The 20,625-nt window shown below is 55.6% G+C and carries 18 protein-coding genes; 14 read left to right on the forward strand and 4 right to left on the reverse strand.

The genetic code is table 11. The annotated features are described in order from the left end of the window. The 3 genes from ACR0KC_RS12040 to ACR0KC_RS12050 are packed head-to-tail and all read left to right on the forward strand — an operon-like array spanning nucleotide 1 to nucleotide 4,400. A complete protein-coding gene (locus ACR0KC_RS12040) occupies nucleotides 1–3,129 on the forward strand; it encodes an efflux RND transporter permease subunit (RefSeq protein ID WP_480771899.1) in 3,129 nt (1,042 codons plus the stop codon). Continuing rightward, complete coding sequence (locus ACR0KC_RS12045) at nucleotides 3,126–3,545, forward strand: DUF2141 domain-containing protein (protein WP_480771900.1); 420 nt, start codon at nucleotides 3,126–3,128, stop codon at nucleotides 3,543–3,545. The genes ACR0KC_RS12040 and ACR0KC_RS12045 overlap by 4 nt, the downstream gene beginning before the upstream one ends. Before the next feature lie 6 nt (nucleotides 3,546–3,551). After that, nucleotides 3,552–4,400, forward strand: a complete 849-nt coding sequence (locus ACR0KC_RS12050) for an ABC transporter six-transmembrane domain-containing protein (protein ID WP_170512798.1) — start codon at nucleotides 3,552–3,554, stop codon at nucleotides 4,398–4,400. 127 nt (nucleotides 4,401–4,527) lie between these two features. Here ACR0KC_RS12050 and ACR0KC_RS12055 read toward each other — a convergent pair whose 3' ends face one another. Then, nucleotides 4,528–5,805: a tetratricopeptide repeat protein gene (locus ACR0KC_RS12055; protein WP_480706936.1), complete on the reverse strand. Its 1,278-nt coding sequence runs from the start codon at nucleotides 5,803–5,805 to the stop codon at nucleotides 4,528–4,530. A gap of 241 nt (nucleotides 5,806–6,046) precedes the next feature. Between ACR0KC_RS12055 and ACR0KC_RS12060 the strand changes: the two genes are divergently transcribed. Beyond that, nucleotides 6,047–6,403 carry an adenylate/guanylate cyclase domain-containing protein gene (locus ACR0KC_RS12060; protein WP_480771901.1) on the forward strand — a complete coding sequence of 119 codons (357 nt, stop codon included), beginning with the start codon at nucleotides 6,047–6,049 and terminating at the stop codon, nucleotides 6,401–6,403. 84 nt (nucleotides 6,404–6,487) lie between these two features. Here ACR0KC_RS12060 and ACR0KC_RS12065 read toward each other — a convergent pair whose 3' ends face one another. Then, the gene (locus ACR0KC_RS12065; RefSeq protein WP_170661619.1) at nucleotides 6,488–6,700 is read right to left on the reverse strand and encodes a hypothetical protein; all 213 of its coding nucleotides are present in this window, start codon (nucleotides 6,698–6,700) and stop codon (nucleotides 6,488–6,490) included. Here ACR0KC_RS12065 and ACR0KC_RS12070 point away from each other — a divergent pair. The 9 genes from ACR0KC_RS12070 (at nucleotide 6,677) to ACR0KC_RS12110 (ending at nucleotide 15,726) form a co-directional block, all read left to right on the forward strand. Then, nucleotides 6,677–7,792, forward strand: coding sequence for an MHYT domain-containing protein (locus ACR0KC_RS12070; RefSeq protein ID WP_480567406.1), 1,116 nt, complete (start codon nucleotides 6,677–6,679; stop codon nucleotides 7,790–7,792). The two genes, ACR0KC_RS12065 and ACR0KC_RS12070, sit on opposite strands and share 24 nt — an antisense overlap. 111 nt (nucleotides 7,793–7,903) lie before the next feature. Next, entirely contained in the window at nucleotides 7,904–8,758 is an 855-nt protein-coding gene (locus ACR0KC_RS12075; RefSeq protein ID WP_480771902.1) for an FAD binding domain-containing protein, read from the forward strand. A gap of 12 nt (nucleotides 8,759–8,770) precedes the next feature. Continuing rightward, on the forward strand, nucleotides 8,771–9,265 hold the full coding sequence (locus tag ACR0KC_RS12080; RefSeq protein WP_170392521.1) for a (2Fe-2S)-binding protein: 495 nt from the start codon (nucleotides 8,771–8,773) through the stop codon (nucleotides 9,263–9,265). Beyond that, nucleotides 9,262–11,691 carry an aerobic carbon-monoxide dehydrogenase large subunit gene (locus ACR0KC_RS12085; RefSeq protein WP_480706934.1) on the forward strand — a complete coding sequence of 810 codons (2,430 nt, stop codon included), beginning with the start codon at nucleotides 9,262–9,264 and terminating at the stop codon, nucleotides 11,689–11,691. Before ACR0KC_RS12080 ends, ACR0KC_RS12085 begins: the two co-directional genes overlap by 4 nt. A gap of 46 nt (nucleotides 11,692–11,737) precedes the next feature. Then, on the forward strand, nucleotides 11,738–12,613 hold the full coding sequence (locus tag ACR0KC_RS12090) for an AAA family ATPase (protein ID WP_170392519.1): 876 nt from the start codon (nucleotides 11,738–11,740) through the stop codon (nucleotides 12,611–12,613). After that, nucleotides 12,610–13,791, forward strand: coding sequence for a vWA domain-containing protein (locus tag ACR0KC_RS12095; RefSeq protein ID WP_480771903.1), 1,182 nt, complete (start codon nucleotides 12,610–12,612; stop codon nucleotides 13,789–13,791). The genes ACR0KC_RS12090 and ACR0KC_RS12095 overlap by 4 nt, the downstream gene beginning before the upstream one ends. After that, complete coding sequence (locus tag ACR0KC_RS12100; protein ID WP_170564287.1) at nucleotides 13,788–14,570, forward strand: XdhC family protein; 783 nt, start codon at nucleotides 13,788–13,790, stop codon at nucleotides 14,568–14,570. Before ACR0KC_RS12095 ends, ACR0KC_RS12100 begins: the two co-directional genes overlap by 4 nt. Beyond that, nucleotides 14,563–15,171, forward strand: coding sequence for a nucleotidyltransferase family protein (locus tag ACR0KC_RS12105; protein WP_480771904.1), 609 nt, complete (start codon nucleotides 14,563–14,565; stop codon nucleotides 15,169–15,171). Before ACR0KC_RS12100 ends, ACR0KC_RS12105 begins: the two co-directional genes overlap by 8 nt. 102 nt (nucleotides 15,172–15,273) lie before the next feature. Next, entirely contained in the window at nucleotides 15,274–15,726 is a 453-nt protein-coding gene (locus ACR0KC_RS12110) for an SRPBCC family protein (protein WP_170513592.1), read from the forward strand. A gap of 1,112 nt (nucleotides 15,727–16,838) precedes the next feature. On the opposite strand, the gene ACR0KC_RS12115 is transcribed toward ACR0KC_RS12110, so the two are convergent. Together ACR0KC_RS12115 and ACR0KC_RS12120 are read right to left on the reverse strand one after the other, a co-directional pair. Then, nucleotides 16,839–18,464, reverse strand: a complete 1,626-nt coding sequence (locus ACR0KC_RS12115) for an FAD-binding oxidoreductase (RefSeq protein ID WP_480706931.1) — start codon at nucleotides 18,462–18,464, stop codon at nucleotides 16,839–16,841. 273 nt (nucleotides 18,465–18,737) lie between these two features. Beyond that, complete coding sequence (locus tag ACR0KC_RS12120; protein WP_480706930.1) at nucleotides 18,738–19,361, reverse strand: glutathione S-transferase family protein; 624 nt, start codon at nucleotides 19,359–19,361, stop codon at nucleotides 18,738–18,740. Nucleotides 19,362–19,472: 111 nt separating this feature from the next. Here ACR0KC_RS12120 and ACR0KC_RS12125 point away from each other — a divergent pair, with 111 nt between their 5' ends. Further along, nucleotides 19,473–20,375, forward strand: coding sequence for a LysR family transcriptional regulator (locus ACR0KC_RS12125; RefSeq protein ID WP_480706929.1), 903 nt, complete (start codon nucleotides 19,473–19,475; stop codon nucleotides 20,373–20,375). The last annotated feature ends 250 nt before the right edge of the window (nucleotides 20,376–20,625 follow it).

Here is a 20,625-nt window from a genome sequence, read left to right on the forward strand (position 1 = left end):
ATGCACGCTCTGACATCCTGGTTTATCCGAAATCCGGTCGCTGCCAATCTGATGATGGCACTGATCCTATTTCTTGGGGTGCAAACGCTGCTGAACATTCGGATCGAAGGCTTCCCCCGCATTCCGCCGGAAAGTGTTACAATCGCGATCGAGTTTCCGGACGCCACAGCCGAACAGGTTGATGAATTGGTGACCCAGAAAGTTGAGCAGGCCCTCGAAGGTTTGGAAGGCGTGCGTAGTGTGATCTCACAATCCCAGAATGACCTAAGTGTCGTGACTGTCCGCCGCGCAGGTGGCCAGAAACTACAAGCCGTCCTGGATCGTGTCCGTATTCGGATCGACGGCTTGACTGATCTGCCTGATACTGCGCGCCGACCCGTGATCGAAGCCTCGGGTTTCGATTTCCCGGCGCTGTATCTGAACTTGTTCGGAGAAACAGACCCCGCCACATTACAGAGCTTGGCGCAACGCCTGAAAGAAGAGTTGCTGGCGCAACCGGAATTGTCGCGGTTGCAAATCTGGGGCCTGATACCGCGGGAATTGCGCATCGAAATCGACCCGGCGTTGCTGCGCCACTATGGGTTGACGGTTTCGGATGTGACCCGCGCCATCGAAGGGAATTCGCTGGCCTTTCAGGCAGGTCGTCTGAGGACTGATGGCGGTACGATTTATCTGCGTGCCGATGACAGGGCGAAATACGTGCCGGAATACGCAGCTCTGCCGATCATCGAACGTGACGACGGGTCCTATGTGCCTTTGGGCGATATTGCTAAAATCGAAGACGGGTTTCAGGACGGCGAGTACCTGTTTCGCCTGAACGGCAAACCAACCGTAGGGATGGAGGTTCTGGTCGGGCAGAAGGAAAACCTGCTGGAGATCAGTGATGTCGTGCGCAGCACGGTTGACGAGTTCAGCCGACAGCTGCCGTCGCAGGTACAGGTCGAGGTTTGGGGTGATAGCGCTGGCTACATCTCGGACCGTCTGGCGCTGTTGCGCTCAAACGGGGTGCAGGGTTTGATCCTTGTGACCCTGATGCTGTCGATTTTCCTGAACGTGCGTTTGGCCTTCTGGGTTGCCATGGGCATTCCCGTTTCGGTCATGGGGGCGCTTGCTGTCTCGGGCTCGAAATGGGTGGACTATTCGCTGAACGATGTCACGACTTTTGGTCTGATCATTGCCTTGGGAATTCTGGTCGATGATGCCGTTGTAGTCGGCGAAAGCGTTTTTGAAGAACGCCGCAAGGGGAAGGACCCGATTAGGGACACGGAACGCGGCGTACATCGCGTGGCTGTTGCGACCGTTTTTGGCGTGCTGACCACAATCGCAGCCTTTTTCCCGATGCTGTTGATCGACAATCCGCTGGGCAAGGTACTTGCCGGGTTCGCGGGCATCGTGATCCTGACGCTGATCTTTTCGCTTATCGAAAGCAAATTCATCCTGCCCGCCCATCTGGCGCAGGTTTCGATGCGGCAAGAGCGTCGATACTTGCCGACCCGCTTGTGGGGGCGGGTACAGGATTCTGCGCAGGGCGGGTTGTACTGGGTGCGGGATTGCATCTACCAGCCTTTGCTCGTCGCGGCGGTGCGTCAGCGCTACGCTGTGCTGATCTTGTTCATTGCCGCCGCAACGCTGGGGCTTGGCCTGATGTACAAGGGCAAGGTCAGGACGGTGTTCTTTCCCGAGGTGCCCGGTCAGGTCATCACGATGAACCTGGAAATGGATGCCCGCGCCCCCTTTGCACTGACCCGCACGAACGTGAATCGGATCGAAGCCGTGTTGAACGAGCTGAACGTCGAGCTTGCAGAAGAGGCGAGTATGTCTGCTCCACCCGTTCAGACAGTATTCACCATCATCAACAGCGCTGGAAATGCCCAAATTTTCGCTGAAATGATCCCGGTAGCTGAGCGTCCGAATGTCCCGATCCTTTCCGTGGTCCGCGAATGGCGCGACCGGGTCGGTGCGGTCGAGGGTGCCACCGAGTTGGAGTTCACCGGATCGGAAACGCTTGCCGGAGGGTTCCGAATCCGGTTGGCGTCAAAAGACGAAGACCTTCTGCAGCAAGCCAGCGCCGAAATGAAAGGTTTCCTGTCGAACATCGAGGGCGTGGCAAATGTAAGGGATGGGTTGGTGGGCGGCCAACCTGAACTGAAACTCCGCCTGCGCCCGGACGCGCGGCACCTTGGTTTTAACGCCGAGGCTCTGGCCAGACAGATTGGCTATGGGTTCGGCGGGGCCGAGGTGACCAAGGTCAGACGCGATGGGTCCGAAGTCCGCGTAGTCGTACAGAACGCGCGTGAAAACCGCGATACGTTGGCGGATCTGGTGCAGACCCGGTTGCGCAGCGCATCCGGCGCTTGGGTGCCGCTTGAGACCGTCGCCGAAATCGAGGGCACCTATGCCTCTGGCACTATCGATCGCCGTGACGGCAAGCGCATGAACATCGTAGCAGCGTCCATCGACCGCGACCTTGTTGCTCCCGAAGAGGTGGGGCAGGCGGTGTTCGAGCAGCTGGTCCCGAAACTCCGTGCCAAATATCCCAGCGTAACCGTCCTGCCGGCCGGTGAACTGGAAGAAATGGCCGATATAAGCGATGGCCTGAAGCGCGCGCTGTTGCTGGCAGCCATTCTGATCTATGTGCTGATGGCCGTGCCGTTGAAAAGCTATTGGCAGCCTTTCGTCATTCTGGCCATCGTGCCATTCGGCTTTATCGCAGCCGCCGTCGGGCACCTGATCATGGGTGTCTCGCTGTCGCTGTTTTCGTTCTTCGGCATGCTTGCTCTGACCGGTGTGATTGTGAACGACAGTCTGGTCATGATCACCCGCTACAATCAGGCGCGAGAGGAAGGTCAGCCCGTGAATCTGGCGCTGAGAAGCGCAGGTATTGGACGTTTCAAGGCGATCTTTCTGACCACCGCAACTACTGTGATTGGTCTGCTGCCTTTGCTGACCGAAACCTCTGAGCAAGCGCAGTATCTGATCCCTGCGGCAATCTCTTTAGCTTTTGGAGAACTCTTTGGCACAGCCCTCATGCTGCTGCTGGTGCCGGTACTGATCGCCATCACCGAGGATGTCATTGCCATTTTCAAGTCACCCCTTCCGCAGCCTTCTGAAGAAAGGACAAAGCCATGATACGGAACCTTCTAGCCCCTGCATTCGCCGTGGTAACGCTTGCGACTCCGGCCTCCGCCGAGGGTCTGAATGTGACTGTGGACGGCATCCGCAACGCCAAGGGCAACATCGTGATCCTTGTATTCGATAACGCGCACGCCTTTGACAGTTTGGATGTCTGGAGCGCCATTGACTACGCCCAGATTCCGTCACGTAAAGGCAGCGTCAGCCATGAGTTTTCTGACCTGAACGCGGGCCCATACGCTGTGCTGTTGTTTCATGACGAAAACAAGGACGATGACCTGAACATGACTGAGACAAAACTGTTGGAGGGGCCGGGTTCAACAGGTGCCTCAGACCCTCAGGACGAGCCGGATTTCAAGGCTGCCTCGGTCTGGCCGGGCGATGTGCGTGTTCGCATTCACTATGATCAGTAATTCGCCATGCTGACAGATCGAAAACTGACAATCGGCACGCTTCTGAGTGTGTTCCGCTGGCGCGTAGGGCTTACGTGGTTCCTGATCCTGGCTGAAACTGCCCTGACAGTTTTGATTCCGCTGTTCGTCGGCTTCGCCATAGATGGATTGCTGAGCGAAGATTTTGAGCCCTTTGTGCAGTTAGGTGCGCTCATGGTTGCCCTCACTATGATCAGCGTGATCCGGCGGATTTACGATACACGTGTCTACGGTATGATCCGTGTCGAATTGGGCAAGGCGCTTGCCGCGCGGTTTTCAAATCTTCCAATTTCGTCGCTGAACGCCCGGATCGGCATGGGGCGCGAACTGGCCGACTTTCTTGAAGAGATCCTGCCTTCGGCAATCGCGGGGGTGGTGCAGTTCGTCGTATCAGCAATTTTGCTGTTTTACTTCTCGCCAGTTCTGGCCCTGTCTGCCTGTGGGGTTCTTGTCGGAATGATATCTGTATACGCTCTGTTTCATTCGACGTTTTGGCAATGGAACCGTGCGCTGAATGAGCAAATGGAGCATCAGGTCAGTGTTCTGGAACAACGACGTGACCGTCCGGTTTTCGTCCACCTGAGTAAACTGCGCCGGTTCGAAGTAAAGCTCTCGGATACCGAAGCCGTTCTGTATGGCGTAATCTTCATTCTGTTAATAGGTCTGCTCCTATTCAACCTGTGGTTCGCGACCCAAAACCTGGATGCGACACCGGGCATGATATTTTCGATTATCAGCTATTCGTGGGAGTTTGCGGAAGCCGCACTTGCTTTGCCCGTCACCTTACAATCCTGGTCTCGCCTGTCAGAAATTACGACCAGGTTGCAGAGCGATTGATCAGGCTTGCATACCATAAATGGCGTGATACGGGATTTGTAATCAGGAAGTAACCAGTCCATTCCGGTCGTGCGCAGCCTAGCTAAAGGAGGGGTAAGAAGAGCTGATAAACTAGAGCTTTGTGAATTCAGACAAAGCCTGCAACGGGCGCATTATGACTGAAGATCGGGCGTCGCGCTGTAATCGTTCGATGAGCTTCTTGAATATGGCCGGATTTCAATAGCAGATTCAGGTAAGTCAGCTCCAAAAGGTCACGCTGTGCGCGGCTGCCACCCAGACGAGCGTGATCTGCCATGACCGGAGTCAGCTGTTGCAGCGCATCCGTCCAATCTTGTCGCGCAATCGCGCCCCACGCACGGGCCACCGGGCGAACAAGATCTGCCGCAAAACCCAAGCTTGTTTCGGTCAGAACCGCAAGGCGTTCTCCTTCCCCTGCCATTGCATGTGCCAGCGCGCCATGTATGTCCGCAAAACTCATGCCTGGGTTTGGAAAAAACCGTGATGCGTATTCGCTCAGGTCGCGCCAAAGTTTGGGCGCAACTGTTAGACCCGCAATTTCAGTGCGGTGCAAAAGTGCAGCAGCATCGGTTAGAACATTTATCGGCAACGAATAGGACGCTGCGGGTGCGATAGCTCCCTCGTAAATCGTCCATAGCTCAGCCTCATCCCCTTGCTCCAAGGCCCACAGAGCGCGATGCCAACTTAAGTGGCCGTGCAATACCGAGCGCACATCATAATCCGCGATCCAGTCGGCAAGGTATGCGCGACCGGCCTCTCCATAACCTTGCTCGTAGAGTGTGTGCGCTTTGAAGTGTGACGCGTTTGCATTGGCGTTGTTCAAAGCGAGCGAGCCGTCCATCATGGACATGGCCTCATCAAGCCGCCCAACTTCGCACAGCGCCTGACCGTGTACGCTCATAACCCACCAGTCTTCGCCCAAGGCATCAAATAATTTGGTCGTGTAGGCAAGTTGCGTGCTTTCCCGACCAGGCTCACCCGATGTTCCAATCAAACCGAAAATGTTGGTACAGATCTGCGCGACAAGGACATCGTGGGGGTGATGAGCAGCGTGCTTCAGAACTGCGCTTCGTGCCTGTGAAACACGTCCCTGAAGCAAGAGATCGAATACCGCAAGATGACCCTCCTCGCGCTCAGTCAACCCAGATGCGCAGGCGCGGGCCGACGCCATTGCCTCTTGAGCGCCAGACATATCGTTTTCATACATTCGAGCTCGAGCAAGCCCAACGTGACCGAGGGCGAAGCCGGGATCGGCCGTGATGGCGGCGAAAAAAGCTTCGCTTGCACCAAACGTTGCTGCAAGGATGTGATCAAGCCCCGCGACATAGGCGTCCCGCGCCTCTGGCAGGCCGGTCGTCAGCGTCAGTCCATATCGGTCAACCAGCATCTCCACACTCCCACTTTCGTCAGCATACTCAAACGCGCGTGCTCGCAACTGCCCAACGCTAGCACAAAAAGCGAAACCATAAGCACAATTGTGGATAATCGATTGCTATAAGGATCGAACCATCGGTTAACGGGCTGGCCTTCTGGCCTTCACTACTGATTGAAAAGATATTGATTGAACCAAGCGTGCCTCATAGCCTTTCTTTGCCAATAGGGTTGTCCTAAGGAGGCACAGTGATGAGGTGCACATTGCCTACCAAGTAAATGGCGATGGCTTTCTCGCTACGTTTGACGGACCCGGCCAGGCGATCCATCGTGGCAAGGCGATTGGCGATGCCATTTCCAAGCTGAATCTGGAAGTTCGCATAGGGGTTCACACAGGCGAAGTCGAAGTTTCTTTGCATTATGTGCGCGGAATTGCCGTTAACATTGCAGCGCGTATCTCTGAATTGGGCAGAGGCGGCGACATCGTCGTTTCCAGAACAGTAAAAGATCTGGTGGCCGGGTCCGGTTTGGACTTCGAAAGTATTGGAACAAAAGAACTGAAGGGCTTATCCGAAGACTGGCAAGTTTTTAGAGCGGTCCAAAGGCATCTCTAGCCATTCCACCAAACAGCTTTTGGAAGTCACAAATTAAACATCAAATGATGACGGCGGGAGGGGCCGAGCAGACCTTCATTAGCCTTAAATTTTGGTTTTCACCCAATCAATGTGAACGGCGGATTTGGCCTCAAAGTCGCCGAATAGCAGCGTGCTAGCCACCTCGGCACGAATGCTTCGGAGCTGGGCATCGCCTAATGTGTAACCGCTCTTTGAACGTCCGACATCGTTGATCCATTTGCCAAACGCATACTTTTTAGCCAATTTGCGACAATGGAGTTTCTCGACGTCAGCCACAACAGTTTCCTCGTCGCCATGTCCTGCATTGTTGCCTTCGTGGCAGGGTTTACAGGATTGTCGATGACGCGAGATCTTTCGACGAAGCCGGTCTTTGAAAAGAAGGCCTCGGTGGCTCTTGCAGCTGTTTCGCTTGGCGGTGGAATCTGGGCCATGCACTTCGTGGCCATGCTCGGGCTTCAGATGCCGATCCTGTTCTATTACGACGCTGCAATCACACTTGTGTCTGCGCTTGTCGCGATCCTGCTCGTCGGAGCTGCGCTTATTCTGTTGCATTTCACCGAACGCAACCGCGCCACGATTGCGATGGCAGGAGGCGTTGTTGGGTTGGGCATCTTGGCGATGCACTATATTGGCATGGCTGGCTTGGAGCTTTGCCGGGCAGTGTATACGCCCAGTGGCGTCATCTTGTCCTCGATTGCTGCAATAGCGCTTTGTATGCTGGCTTTCGCGATTGCCTACGGGCAGCGAACAAACAGAAACATTTTGCTGGGCACTTTGTGTTTTGCAGCGGCGGTTTGCACCGTTCATTTTCTTGCTCTGGCGAGCACCCGTTTCGTCGCGGTGCCAAGTGGGGTTGAGTTTGGCCCGTTGATGAGCAATGAGACGCTGGCCATTGGCGTAATCCTGTTCAGTTTCATCATATTTGGTGCTTGCTTGTGGGTCAGCGTGACCTACCTGCCAGGACCTTCGAGGAAAGACCCGGAGCCAACAGAAGCGACCGCGGATGTAAAACCATTGCTGCAAATTCCTTGCGAACGGGATGGAGGAAAGGTCTTCATCTCTGCCGAAGATGTTCTGTTTTTGCGCGCGGATGGGCACTACACCCAAGTTTACACCGAAACGGATCGGTTGTTTTGTGTCTGGCCAGTGACCGAGGCCGCCAAGCGATTGGTGCCCACCGGATTTCTCCAGACCCACCGCAGCTACCTTGTCAATCCTCAGCGCGTGGCGCGGTTTGAGCGTACCAAGGATAAGGGCCGATGCCTGTTCGACGGGGATGGTTTGCCACCCGCGCCGGTCAGTCGATCCAAACTCAAGACGGTTCAGGATGCGCTTGCATCGCAGGTGGGCGCAATTCGTGCGACCTAGGGCGCATTTCGTGCAAAATACCTGTTTTTTGTTGATTTACTGAAGCGTCGCCATCCAAGCGCATGCAGTGATCCTTTCAGCCAGAACATTTGCTTGAAGGGAGGAGAGCCGATGATTCCAGCGGCATTCGAATACTACAGACCCAAGGACATGGCCGGTGTGCTGTCGATCCTGGAAGAGCATGGCGATGATGCCCGCGTCATGGCCGGTGGGCACAGCCTGATTCCGATGATGAAGCTGCGGATGGCGGATGTGCCGCATCTGATCGATCTTCAGGATGTTGGCGGCATGTCTGATATCGAGATCGGAAGTGACAGTATCCGCATCGGTGCGATGGTCACCCAGCACGCGATTATTGATCACGACGCACTGGCTGAGGCCGCTCCGATTCTGCGCGAAGCTGCCCTTCAGATCGCAGACCCGCAAGTCCGATACATGGGGACAGTTGGTGGCAACGTGGCCAATGGCGACCCCGGCAATGACATGCCCGGCCTGATGCAGTGCCTGAATGCGCGCTTTACTGTCGAGGGTCCTGACGGGGAACGCGACATCGCTGCCCGCGAGTTTTACGAAGCCGCCTACATGACTGCTCGGGAAGACGAAGAAGTGTTGACGGCAGTCACCATCCCAACGCCGCATGGCGGTTACGCCTATGAAAAACAAAAGCGCAAGATTGGCGATTATGCTACCGCTGCTGCTGCAGTCCAGATCGTGAAAGATGGTGGCACCTGTGCCTCCGCCTCGATTGCAATGACCAATCTGAGCGACACACCGGTCTTTTCCGAGGCGGCTGGGGCCGCTCTGGTTGGCACCGGCGTCGATGCAAATGCCATTAAGACCGCTGTGGCCGCCATGCTCGGTGATATTGACCCCACCGAGGACAACCGCGGCCCCGTCGCTTTCAAGAAACACGTGGCAGGTATCATTCTGACCCGCGCCATTGAGCGCGCTTGGTCGCGTGCGTGAGGAGATCGTCCGATGTCAAAGAAACAACACTACAAGATCACGGTGAACGGCAAGGAAGAGGAATTCCTTGCCGAGCCACGCGAGCTTCTCATCTACACGCTGCGCGAGCGGCTCAACATCACCGGCCCGCATATTGGCTGCGAGACTTCCCATTGTGGCGCTTGCACCGTCACCATTGATGGCAAATCAGTCAAGTCCTGCACCATGTTCGTGGCGCAGGCCGATGGCAAGGATATCACAACCATCGAAGGCATCGGTGGGCCTGACGCGCTGCACCCGCTGCAAGAGGCGTTTAAGGAACATCACGGGCTGCAATGCGGCTACTGCACTCCGGGCATGATCACACGTGCGGCAAAGTTGCTCGAAGAGAACCCGAACCCGTCCGAGGAAGAGATCCGTTTTGGCATGGCAGGTAATATCTGCCGCTGTACCGGGTATCAGAACATCGTGAAGTCCATCAAAGCCGCAGCGGCCGAAATGAATGCAGCCAAGGAGGCGGCCCAATGAATGACATGACACCAGATCGTGAGGAACGCACCGCGAACCTCAAGGGCATGGGCTGTTCGCGCAAAAGGGTCGAAGATGCCCGCTTTACTCAAGGCAAGGGCAACTACGTCGATGACGTGAAGCTTGACGGGATGCTCTTTGGAGATTTCGTCCGCTCTCCCTACGCTCACGCACGGATCACCAACATCGATACGGCGGCAGCGCTTGAAGTGCCCGGCGTTCTCGCTGTGCTGACCGCCAAGGACCTTGAACCGCTCGGCCTCCATTGGATGCCGACGCTGGCCGGCGACAAGCAAATGGTTCTGGCCGATGGCAAGGTTCTGTTTCAAGGCCAGGAAGTGGCGTTTGTGGTGGCCGAAGACCGCTATGCGGCGGCAGATGGAATCGAGGCCGTCGAGGTCGAATACGAAGAGCTTGAGGTTCTGGTCGATCCGTTCAAGGCGATGGAATCAGAGATAGTTCTGCGTGAAGACACCGTGGGCGAGGATGGCAAACCAATCGATGGAGCACATGGTCCTCGAAAGCATCACAACCACATCTTCACGTGGGAAGCGGGCGACAAGGATCCAACATTCGAGACAATCGACAATGCCGAGGTCGTTGCCGAAGAGACCATGTATTACCACCGTACGCACCCATGCCCACTGGAAACCTGCGGCTGTGTCGCCTCAATGGACAAGGTCAATGGCAAGCTGACTCTTTGGGGCACGTTCCAGGCGCCTCATGCTATCCGCACTGTGGTCAGCCTGATTTCCGGGATCGAGGAACACAATATCCGTGTGATCTCTCCCGATATTGGCGGCGGATTTGGAAATAAAGTTGGGGCCTATCCGGGCTATGTGTGTTCGGTCGTCGCCTCCATCGTCACCGGAAAACCGGTAAAGTGGATCGAAGACCGGATGGACAATCTGATGACCACCGCCTTTGCCCGCGACTATTGGATGAAGGGCCGCATTTCTGCCACCAGGGACGGCAAGATCACCGGGTTGCATTGCCATGTGACAGCGGACCATGGTGGATTTGACGCCTGCGCCGACCCAACCAAATTCCCGGCGGGTTTCATGAATATCTGCACCGGATCTTACGACATCCCGACTGCATTCCTTGAGGTTGATGGCGTCTACACCAACAAAGCGCCGGGCGGGGTCAGCTACCGTTGTTCCTTCCGCGTGACAGAGGCGGTTTATTTCATCGAACGGATGATCGAGGTGCTGGCGATCGAGTTGAACATGGACGCGGCAGATTTGCGCCGGATCAACTTCATCAAGAAAGAGCAATTCCCCTATCAGGCTGCGCTTGGCTGGGAATATGACTCTGGCGATTATCACACTGCCTGGGACAAAGCGCTCAGCACCGTCGACTACGAGGGATTGCGCAAGGAACAGGCCGAGCGTGTAGAGGCGTTCAAACGGGGCGAAACGCGCAAGCTTATGGGAATCGGTCTCAGTTTCTTCACTGAGATAGTGGGTGCTGGCCCAGTGAAGAATTGCGATATCCTGGGTCTCGGCATGTTCGATAGCTGCGAAATTCGCATCCATCCCACGGGCTCTGCAATTGCACGGCTTGGAACGATTTCGCAGGGGCAAGGCCACGCGACGACATTCGCACAGATACTGGCCTCCGAGATCGGATTACCTGCCGATAGCATCACCATCGAAGAGGGCGACACCGATACCGCGCCCTATGGTCTGGGCACCTACGGCTCGCGCTCGACCCCGGTTGCCGGGGCGGCTACGGCCATGGCTGGCCGCAAGATCCGCGCCAAGGCGCAAATGATCGCGGCCTATCTGTTGGAAGTGCATGACGATGACGTCGAGTTCGACGTCGACCGTTTCGTGGTCAAAGGAGCGCCCGAGCGGTTCAAGACCATGAAAGAAATCGCATTCGCCGCCTACAATCAGGCCATTCCAGGGATTGAGCCAGGGCTTGAAGCGGTTAGCTACTATGACCCGCCGAACATGACTTATCCGTTCGGTGCCTATGTTTGCGTGATGGATATTGATGTGGATACAGGCGTGCCAGACATCCGCCGCTTCTACGCTCTGGACGATTGCGGTACCCGGATCAACCCGATGATCATCGAAGGACAGGTGCATGGCGGCCTGACCGAAGCACTCGCCGTCGCTTTGGGCCAGGAAATCGCCTATGACGATCAGGGCAACGTGAAGACGGGCACGCTGATGGATTTCTTCCTGCCGACGGCATGGGAGGTTCCGAATTACGAGACCGACTACACCGTCACGCCGTCGCCACATCATCCCATCGGTGCGAAGGGCGTGGGCGAAAGTCCGCATGTGGGCGGGGTGCCATGCTTCTCCAACGCGGTGCAGGATGCGTTCCGGGCCTTTGGTCTGCGGCATACCAACATGCCCCATGATCACTGGCGGATCTGGAAGACCGCCAATGAGCTTGGCCTGCACGGCTAAAGGCGAAAGGCAGGGCGGAGACGTTCCGCTCTGCCCGGAGACACACATGACCTGGACCGATTTACAATCCGCTCTTGAAGGGCAGGGCTATGTCGCATCCGACGACCTAGCAGTTGCTCTCCATCTGGCGCTGACGTTGGAGCGGCCTCTTCTTCTGGAGGGCGCCGCAGGCGTAGGTAAGACAGAGGTTGCGCGCACCCTGAGCGATGCGCGCGACACCAAGTTGCTCCGACTGCAATGCTATGAGGGGCTCGACGCCGCGCAGGCCATCTACGAATGGAACTACCAGCGGCAATTGCTGACGATCCGCGCCGCCGCCGAAGATGGTGAGACGGGCAAAAGCGTTGAAGAGCGTATTTTTTCCCGTGATTTCCTGTTGGAACGCCCTCTATTGGCCGCCATTACCCAGGACACGCCGCCTGTTTTGTTGATTGACGAAATTGACCGTGCTGATGTGGAATTCGAAGCCTACTTGCTGGAAGTTCTGGCCGACTATCAAGTGACTGTGCCAGAACTCGGCACCATCACGGCCTCTAGTAAGCCGATCGTGATCCTGACATCAAACGGCACACGCGATCTATCCGATGCACTGCGTCGTCGCTGCCTTTACACCTATGTCGATTATCCGGACCGACAGACAGAACTTGCAATCCTCAAAGCCCGCTGCCCTGCGATTGAGGCGCGTCTTGGCGCGCAAGTCGTAGGCTTTGTACAAAAGCTTCGCGAGGAGGAACTGGAAAAGACACCCGGCATCGCTGAGATGCTCGATTTTGCTGCCGCCTTGATGGGACTTGGGATTGCGGATCTGACCAACGATCCAACCGTGTTGCACTCCACCTTAACCACGCTGCTGAAAACTCAAAGCGATCAGGCACAGATCACCGCCGAAGTCGCGGCCCGTATCGCGGGGAAGGCCGCATGAGCCGGGTTTCCAAATTTGCGGCGCGTGATCCGGGGCCAGCGGCCCGTGTCGCCGGGTTCATTGCGCATTTGCGCCAGAACGGCCTGCGCCTAGGTGTGGCAGAGGCAGAGCTTGCCTTGCTTGCCCTCGGCGAGGTCAATGCCGCTGTCCCGAATGAAAGCCGTCGCGCGTTACGGGCCATCTGCACAGGATGCAAGGATGAGGCCGAACGGTTCGACAGCCTCTTCGATAGTTTTTGGATGGATTCCGGTCGGGTGAAGCAAAGGGCCGTGCCCAAAGCGCAGTCTGCGCTCAGCGATGACGTGCATTCCTCTCGTCAAGCCAAGGGTCAGGATATGGGCGCATCGGGCAGCGCCATCGCTCCTGATTCCGGTGACGGCGAGGCCGACAGCGACGGCACCGGTAAACTTATCGCAACTCAGCAACGCAATCTCAGCCGCCGCGATCTGCGTGATCTGGTCCGCGCGGATGATATCGCAGAGGCCGAAGCAGTTGCGCGTCGCATCGGTGCCGCTTTGCGCGACCGACGTTCGCGCCGTCGGATCGCCGCCCGCAAAGGCGACCGCCTGCATTTTCGCAAGACCATTCGCCTGAGCCTTGCGACAGGAGGGGAACCTCTGCAGCTCTTGCGCAAGTCTCGCCCAGATCGCAGCCGCAAAATCGTAGCGCTTTGCGATGTATCGGGATCGATGAGCGTCTATGCACAAGTTTTCCTTGCTTTTCTCGCTGGGCTGATGCGCGCTGACAAAGATGCCGACGCTTATCTTTTTCACACACGGCTGGTTCGCATCACTGAAGCATTGCGCGACAAAGACGCACTGCGTGCAATTGGTCGGATGTCGCTGATGGCAGATGGCTTCGGCGGTGGATCAAAGATCGGGCCATCGTTGCAACGCTTTGCCGATACCTATGCGCGGCGCTTTGTAGATGGCCGGTCTGTCGTAGTGATCCTGTCGGACGGCTATGATACCGAGCCACCCGCAATCCTGGCAGCAGCGCTTGAGAAGCTGAGAAAACGCGGCTGTAAGATCATCTGGCTCAATCCACTGAAGGGCTGGAGCGAATACGCGCCCATAGCTGGCGGAATGGCTGTGGCCTTGCCTTATCTCGACCTTTTTCAACCGGCCAACACCCTTGCCGATCTTGCCGCCCTGGAACCAAAATTGGTGACGCTATGAGTCCGGCAGAGATCCTAGACACGGACCTTGCCGATGCGGCACAAGACCTGCGTGACCGGCAAGAACCTTTCGCCTTCGCGACAATCGTGCGCACTGCGGGGGCGACGGCGGCCAAGCCGGGTGCTAAAGCGCTGCTCAGCGCGGACGGGACAATCCTGCATGGATGGCTTGGTGGCGGATGCACGCGTGGCGCGGTCAAACGCGCTGCGGTAGAGGCTTTGCGCGCCGGTCAGCCGCAACTGGTTTCTGTCGCGCCCGAGGAACTCCTGGAAGAAATGGGCGTGATAGCGGGGGATGAGATCGACGGGACGCGCTTTGCGCGCAATGGTTGCCCGTCAAAAGGCACCGTCGACATTTTTATCGAGCCCTGTTTGCCAATGCCCGAACTTGTCGTGCTTGGCGCATCCCCTGTGGCCCAAGCGCTTAGTTCCCTAGCACCGCAATTCCACTGGTCGGTTTCTGGCACCACGTCGGCTGATACGACGTGCAATCGACGACGCTTCGTTGTCATTGCGACGCAAGGCCAAGGAGATCTGGACGCGCTCAAATCCGTACTGACAGATTTGCCCGACTATGTTGCCTTCGTCGGAAGCGCTCGGAAATTCGCGACACTGGCTGAAAAACTAAAGACCGCCGGCATAACGCCCGAGGCCATCAACACCGTCCACGCCCCGGCGGGTCTGGACCTGGGGGCGGTCACGCCCGAGGAAATAGCGCTGTCGATCCTTGCGCAGTTAGTCCGTGTCAGACGGCAGACTGTGGGGCTTGCCGATGGCTGATGTTGCCGCGATCCTTCTGGCCGCCGGTCTTTCCCGTCGCATGGGGGCGCAAAACAAGCTGCTGTTTCCAATAGACGGCGTACCGATGATCCGCCGTGTAGCCATGGCTTACTTAGGCGCCATTGATACTGACCTGACGGTGGTAACAGGACATGAGGCGAGCGCCGTGCGCCGGGCATTATCAGGGCTAGCTGTTTCTTTGGTTCACAATGCAAACTTCACCAGCGGCCAGCAGAGCTCGGTTGCCACGGGATTGCATTGTGCACCTGACGCCCATCTGCTTCTGATCGGCTTGGGTGATCAGCCGCTATTGACCACTCAGGATCTGCAAGATCTGATTGCCGCTCACATTGCAGGTGATGCGACTAAAGTGACGATACCTGTCCATAACGGCGCACGAGGCAATCCAATTACTATCCCGCAGCTATTGCGCCGGCGATTGCTGGAAAACCCCGTACGCCCCGGCTGCTTGGGCTTTACGCGCGATCATCCCGAACATGTACAAGCCGCTACGCTGCCATCGCCAGGGTTCTACACCGATGTCGATACCCCGGATGACTATGCGACCCATTTGGAAACCGCGAACGAGCCGATCTCATGAGCCGACTTCTGATCTGGATGCGCGGGCGTCTTAAATCGCTCGAAATGACCACTGAACAAGCAGACAACATAAGATTTCCCTGTTGCTAAGAAGGACTAGACTATGGAACTGAAGGACGAAATCATCATCAACGCCCCGAAAGATCGCGTCTATGCGGCACTGAATGATCCCGAGGTGTTGAAACAATGCATTCCGGGTTGTGAAGAACTAATCAAGCATTCTGATACTGAACTGGAGGCCAAGGTCTTGCTTAAAGTAGGGCCCGTCAAGGCGCGGTTCGGAGGCAATGTCACCCTGGACCAGACCGGCGCCCCTGATGCATTCTCGCTGTCTGGTCAGGGCAATGGTGGTACCGCTGGTCATGCAAAGGGTGGCGCAGATGTGACGCTGAGTGCAGACGGCGACAAAACGATCCTGCGCTATGAAGCAAAGGCCGAGATTGGCGGAAAACTGGCTCAGCTCGGCAGTCGTTTGATCCAGAGCACAGCCAAGAAGCTCGCAGGAAAATTCTTCAAGTCCTTCGCTGATGTAGTGAATGAAGACGCGATGATTTGATCTTAATGGGTGGAGATGAAGCAGTTCTTTGAGCTTGCTCCACCTGCTAACGATCCGAATTGAAATTTGCACCGTTCCAGCAACAACAAATGTGCCGAATATGCGAGCGGAAGCTGCAGGAGCAAGGATCAAGTATTAAGATTCTGGTAAGTCCACTCATCCATCATTAGCTACTTGGTTCTAAACGCTTGATCTGAACAATTGCCGTCGGTTGCCATAGATTCACAGTTTTTCTTTTGCGCTCATCTGCCTATTGCAACTCGGACATGAACGTCTGGTTTTCGCTCTAGTGCCCCGATCTTACCGGCGTGGCCTGTAGAAGATTTTTCTATCTATAACCCGCGTACTGCTCATAATTCTGGAATAAGTATAGAAAAATTCTTACCACTATTTGCCTAGGCACCAAGCGTAAGTGCGCCAGAAACTAACGGTCAACGTAGTATAGCTTACCTAAATGCACTCTGGTTAGTATTTCTGTCCTCGAAAAAAGCGACGCTTGGAATTTTTCTCCTTGAGGGAGAACTGGGGGGCAATTTCGACCGAGATACGGAATGTGATAATTCAACCAATCGATAGTGACTTAATATTCAGATATTTAAGTGAAATATGGCTGGGATGGAAGAATGTCAAACTAAGTCATTGACATGTTATTTATACACGTAAAATGGAGGGGCAGGGGGCAAGTTAAAGTTCTTGTTGCCTGGTTTGTATCCGCAACAGAATAATCGCCTTGGTAACTTGACCAACGTTGTAAAAAGGGGAGTATTTGGCGGTTTTTCTTGACTAAAAGATGGGCCGATCCCGATTTAGCTCAGGCCGACCTCTTGCCCAACACTCCGGGCGACGATCAGACTGGGTCGCCTCCGAATGCGTGGCCCATGCGCCGCAAGCGACGACTTACTTGTCGTCGCCACGGCTTAGAAACTTGGAAAAGTAACCAAGATCTTTCCTACACAGAAGCAAACACGTGTAGCCTGAGCGGGTACTCACGCTTGGTTCGGCACGTCTCTTTCTGCGACAGTAAAGCGTTGATTTTTGAAACAAGCCCTAAGGTAACATCCGGGATAATCTAAGATTGTTTCGGCCTTAGCACCGATTACCGACATTCGGAACTATGCTCCAAAAGTCTCATATTTGATCTGATCGCTCATGACGCCTGCAGCCTCCAATCCAGTTTTCAAACCGGTCATAAACTCCAGAGGGCCGCAGATCATATAGTGCGCGTCCGGCCCCGCCCTGATCGCCAACAAGTCCTTAGCAGTGATCCGGCCATGGACGTCAAACGTCTCGCCCAGAAGATCGGTCCTTTCCGGTGAACTGAAGAATATCAATCGAGTTGCATTCGGGTTTCCCGCAATCAGTTTATCAACCTCACGGCCAAACGCATAGGCGCGCCCACTTCGAGCTCCATGGACATACCAAACTGGCCGATGGTTTTCTTCTGCTGAGGCTTCGTAAAGCATTGCAAGCATTGGTGTCAGGCCGACACCAGCGCTGATCAGAACTAATGGATTGTCATCTTTGGGGAGTACAAAGTTACCAGCGGGCGGCTTTGCCTCGATCACATCGCCCACGTGCACCTCGTCATGTAGGAATTGCGACCCGATACCGCCTGCCTCGCGTTTTACGCTTATCCTGTAGTTCTGAATCGCGACCGAGCCAGATAGTGTGTATGTCCGACGTACCTTCGCCCCATGACCCGGGATGTCCAAGGCAATCGGCAAATGCTGTCCTGCAAGAAAAGGTGTCACCGCCTCGCCGTTCGTGGGTGCCAGATGGAAAGAGGTGATGTGCTCTGCTTCTAAGACCTTGTCGATCACGGTCAGTTTTGTCATCGTCGCAGGGTCTGCAGACCACCTCAGAGAAAGCGCGGCTGGTCTGTCGATGACAGATTCTATCTCTACATCAATCACACGAAGGATGCTTGGATCGCGCGCTTCCTCCGGGTCCCACTCGACCGAAGCCCGACCCGTCAAATGCAAAAGCCCGCCAGTTGAGAAGTCGACAAAGAGCAACCCAACACGCGGATCTTCGAGCAGGTTCCCGATCGTGTTGAAGAAGTTATTGCCGGTATAGTCGGGGATGCGCAGGCGCTTCGGCCCAACTACCCGGACGAATCCAGGGTCACCGCCACGATGGGAAGCGTCATAGCCGTCGGAGTGCGCTTCGTTAGAGCTTTGTCGCCCCGATCCGATGAATAGAGTGTCAGCGGCGCCTATGTGTTTGATTTGTTCGGAGCTGAGTTGAGTAGACGTCGTCGCTTCAATCGTCATCGCCCTATCGGCTCGCCACCAATTTCGCTCGTTGATATACTTCGGACAATTCCCAAAGGTCTGATGGATATCGACTGCAAAGCCATCCTTGGTTGGACGCGACTTACCGCTGAAGCGGTTGCGGCGGCGCGTAGCGAGTTCGATGCCAACCACGCCGATATCGGTGCCAGCCATAATCGATTCGCTCAGCGGATCTTGTGGATCAATCCGTGTTGCAAGCGTCAGCGTCTGAGAGTCTGGTGACCCAATGAATCCTTCCTCGCCTTCGATGATCGTCGCCCACACTCGTCCCTGGTTATCGCTGGAGGCAGCAACCAAAAACGGTTGTGCTTGATAAAAAGCGCGGTGTTGATCTGGCATGTGATTTCGGATGAAGGGCGCCACGCGTTTGGAAAGCCCCCTAACACCCGCGCGTTCTTGTGCAGCCAGTTCGCCCGGATGAAATGGGGTTTCTTCGTCCAACATCGTTTTGTCCTTCTTTCTCAATCTTGTCATCAAAGACGCTGTACACTCAGGTCCGGGTTATCGTCCGCAAGCAACCCCATGACCCAACAGAACAAGCGACTTTCGGGGTGCTCTGCACGGTTGCGTCAGTTGCCGCCTCGCGTTTATGCGGGCGCGACCTTAGCTACGTTGCGTCCGTTCATGCCGACTTAGTCAAGGCGCGCGTTTTCAATCACGGTTTCCCGAGTCGATGATGAGACGGCGCTTCGTTCGCCTTCGCAAATGTCCATTGAACTACTCGGCAGCAAGACCAACGGCGGTGGCTGGCATCGCTTGAAAACCGGCCAGCGCTTCGAACCTTGCAATCCAGGCACGGACATTCGGGTACGGCGCGAGCGAAATATTCCCTTCTGGCGCATGGGCTGTGTAGGAATAGGCCGCAACATCAGCGATGGTCGGTTGATCACCAACAAGCCAGTCGCGACCGTCCAGCCCAAATTCCAGTTTTTGCATTGCTTTCGCCGCGGTTGCAGCTGCAAAGTCCTCGTCCAGAGGTGCGCCAAACACCGTAATCAACCTTGCAGCACATGAGCCAAATGCAATTTCACCTGCAGCGAGTGTCAGCCATTGTTGAACGTTCGCTTCTCCTACGGCATCACTTGGTATCCAGTCGGGTGCGTATTTGCGGGCTAAGTAAACTAATATTGCGTTTGAGTCAGAAATGACGGCGTCGCCATCTTCCAGCACGGGCACCTGTCCATTCGGGTTCATGGCAAGGAAGTCAGGCGTTTTGTGCTCACCAGCGGCGAGATCTACAAAGACAGCTTCATGGGCAATCCCTGCGAGCTTAGCAAAAACCAAAGCGCGATGCGCGTGACCTGATTTGGGGAAGTGATGAATACGAACCGGGTTTGACATTTAAGGGCTCCTGCTGGGTTGGTCATTTACCAAAACAGATACGACTTGCACAATTGCGCGATAATCGTCAATTTTGGAGAAAGTTTAGGCCCTGAGGGGGCTGAATAAGCTATGGATAAGATTGACCGCATGCGAGCCTTTGCGCTTGTCGCAAAGAACGCCTCTTTCACACTTGCCGCACAGCGTATGGGACGATCCGCGCGGCAGGTCAGCAAATACGTCGCGGATCTGGAAGAAGCGCTAGGCGTTCAGCTTCTGAACAGAACCACACGCAGTGTATCCCTGACGGATGTCGGCGCCACGTATCTGGCGATGTGTGAACCACTTCTTGACGGGTTCGACGAGTTGGAAGAAACCGTCAGGAACCAACAAACGGCTTTACGCGGTGTCATCCATATCTCGGCTCCGACGGGATTTGGATCGGTGCGGCTCGCGCCTTCTCTTGCGGTATTCGCCGCACAGCATCCGGAAGTTGAAATCGACCTTCGTCTCTCGGATCGAAGGGTGTCAATTATTGACGAAGGTCTGGATCTCGCGATCCGCATCGGACCGATGAGAGACAGTTCACTTAGAGTACGCCAGCTTGGCCCAATGCCTTTGCTAGTCTGTGCATCTCCAGACTATTTGAAGCGCACAGGTATACCGGCGCATCCACGTGCACTGGAGACGTATGAGTGCATTTTAGACGGCAACATGACGGATCCTACGATCTGGCGCTTCGATTTAGAAGGTCGGGAAATTGCGGTCCATGTTAACGGTCGGCTTCGCGCCAATGCACCAGCAGCATCAGCACGGCTGGCAGCCACGGGAATAGGGGTTGCCCGTTGTCCGGCCTACACAGTTTCAGAAGCTCTAAAGACAGGAGAATTGGTCGAGCTCTTCGCCGAGAATCGCGTTACACCCTATGTGGTCGCCGCACTTTTTCCGCAGAATCGCCGACTAACGACCCGCGTGCGCGCCCTTATTGATCATCTTACAAGCGACACGTCGCTTTGCACTGACTTAAAGGGGTGATGAAGCAAAAACGGTTAATAAAAGCCGTTACGATGTGCAGCTTCCTTTGAAGCTCCTGCTTCTCAATATAACTTAATGAGCTCCGCCTGGACTGAAACCCGCCAATTGCAGCTTAAAGCTGCGTTCAGGATCACCGCGGAGAATGACTGCAGTGGAGAACCGGTTGATTGCCATCATGATCGAACGGCCAGACAATTTGGTCGCGGCGGCTATCGTCGGATTGCAGTTTTGCTCGAACCAGTCTTCCATT

The sequence above is a fragment of the Ruegeria sp. CF3 genome (assembly GCF_056537365.1).

What these genes read in the sequence shown, in the direction of transcription:
- ACR0KC_RS12040 (WP_480771899.1), top strand. Translation starts at nt 1, where the DNA reads ATGCACGCTCTGACATCCTGGTTTATCCGAAATCCGGTCGCTGCCAAT.
- ACR0KC_RS12045 (WP_480771900.1), top strand. Translation starts at nt 3,126, where the DNA reads ATGATACGGAACCTTCTAGCCCCTGCATTCGCCGTGGTAACGCTTGCG.
- ACR0KC_RS12050 (WP_170512798.1), top strand. Translation starts at nt 3,552, where the DNA reads ATGCTGACAGATCGAAAACTGACAATCGGCACGCTTCTGAGTGTGTTC.
- ACR0KC_RS12055 (WP_480706936.1), bottom strand. Translation starts at nt 5,805, where the DNA reads ATGCTGGTTGACCGATATGGACTGACGCTGACGACCGGCCTGCCAGAG.
- ACR0KC_RS12070 (WP_480567406.1), top strand. Translation starts at nt 6,677, where the DNA reads ATGGAGTTTCTCGACGTCAGCCACAACAGTTTCCTCGTCGCCATGTCC.
- ACR0KC_RS12075 (WP_480771902.1), top strand. Translation starts at nt 7,904, where the DNA reads ATGATTCCAGCGGCATTCGAATACTACAGACCCAAGGACATGGCCGGT.
- ACR0KC_RS12080 (WP_170392521.1), top strand. Translation starts at nt 8,771, where the DNA reads ATGTCAAAGAAACAACACTACAAGATCACGGTGAACGGCAAGGAAGAG.
- ACR0KC_RS12085 (WP_480706934.1), top strand. Translation starts at nt 9,262, where the DNA reads ATGAATGACATGACACCAGATCGTGAGGAACGCACCGCGAACCTCAAG.
- ACR0KC_RS12090 (WP_170392519.1), top strand. Translation starts at nt 11,738, where the DNA reads ATGACCTGGACCGATTTACAATCCGCTCTTGAAGGGCAGGGCTATGTC.
- ACR0KC_RS12095 (WP_480771903.1), top strand. Translation starts at nt 12,610, where the DNA reads ATGAGCCGGGTTTCCAAATTTGCGGCGCGTGATCCGGGGCCAGCGGCC.
- ACR0KC_RS12100 (WP_170564287.1), top strand. Translation starts at nt 13,788, where the DNA reads ATGAGTCCGGCAGAGATCCTAGACACGGACCTTGCCGATGCGGCACAA.
- ACR0KC_RS12105 (WP_480771904.1), top strand. Translation starts at nt 14,563, where the DNA reads ATGGCTGATGTTGCCGCGATCCTTCTGGCCGCCGGTCTTTCCCGTCGC.
- ACR0KC_RS12110 (WP_170513592.1), top strand. Translation starts at nt 15,274, where the DNA reads ATGGAACTGAAGGACGAAATCATCATCAACGCCCCGAAAGATCGCGTC.
- ACR0KC_RS12115 (WP_480706931.1), bottom strand. Translation starts at nt 18,464, where the DNA reads ATGTTGGACGAAGAAACCCCATTTCATCCGGGCGAACTGGCTGCACAA.
- ACR0KC_RS12120 (WP_480706930.1), bottom strand. Translation starts at nt 19,361, where the DNA reads ATGTCAAACCCGGTTCGTATTCATCACTTCCCCAAATCAGGTCACGCG.
- ACR0KC_RS12125 (WP_480706929.1), top strand. Translation starts at nt 19,473, where the DNA reads ATGGATAAGATTGACCGCATGCGAGCCTTTGCGCTTGTCGCAAAGAAC.